Origin of the sequence: Micromonospora deserti, from assembly GCF_003236335.1 — a bacterium.
Lineage (GTDB): Bacteria > Actinomycetota > Actinomycetes > Mycobacteriales > Micromonosporaceae > Micromonospora > Micromonospora deserti.
The window spans coordinates 1-852 of sequence record NZ_POUB01000523.1 but is presented as its reverse complement, the minus strand read 5'-3'; the positions used below and the strand labels follow the sequence as shown (position 1 = coordinate 852).

Genomic DNA, 852 nt, shown 5'->3' with positions numbered 1-852 from the left:
ACCCCCACCCCCACCGACTGACCAGTGCGGCCCGCCGCACTGATGTGGGTGCATCTGTTGTTGCCCTGACGACAACAGACGCACCCAAAGCCCGCCGATCCTCTAGGGGTGCTCCCGGGGACCGATCTCGGTGGGTGGCCCGGATCCGTTTCGGGTGCCTCCGGCGACAGGCTGGGCTATGCGTGGAACCCGGAACAGTGGGCTGGCAGCACTCGGCGGAATCGCCCTGGCGGCGCTGCTCGCCGTGATCGGCCACCTTGAGGTGAACGAGGATCTGGACCCCTGGTCGCTGACCGTCAGCGACTACGCCGTCTCCGACCGGGGCGGCGTGATCGACGTGGCCATGGTGCTGCTCGCCGCGGCCAGCGCGGTGCTCATCCCCGCCCTCGGGGCCACCAGCCGCGGTCGCGGCGGCGCCGGCACGGCCTCCGGCGGGCCGGGACGGTTGGCGCAGCTGCTCCTGGCCGCGTGGGTCGGCGGGCTGCTGCTGGCCGCGGTCGTGCCGACGAACGAGCCGGGCCTGCCCATGGACACCGCCGCCTACGTCCACCGGTACGCCTCGGTGATCGCCTTCCTGGCGCTGCCGTTCGCCGGCTGGCTGGTCGCCCGGCGGCTGCCGGATGGCGTCGCCCGCCGGTGGGTACGCGGGCTCGCCGTGACCAGCCTGGCCATCGCCGCGGCGATGGTCTGGTCCGCCTACCCGGGTGACCGGGTGCTGCTCGGCCTGGTCGAGCGCCTGCTCATCCTCACCGAGGTCACCCTCCTAGCCACCCTCACGCTCACCAGTCGGGCGCGCTGCGCCGGCAGGCCGACCAGCGTCCCGCCGCGCCTCACCCCGCCCCCCACCCGTCC

1 protein-coding gene is annotated in these 852 nt (G+C 73.9%); it reads left to right on the top strand.

Annotated elements, in window-relative coordinates; translation table 11 throughout:
* Positions 1-178 precede the first annotated feature (178 nt).
* On the top strand, positions 179-852 hold a 674-nt coding region (locus tag C1I99_RS31705; protein WP_111137791.1), incomplete at its 3' end, for a DUF998 domain-containing protein.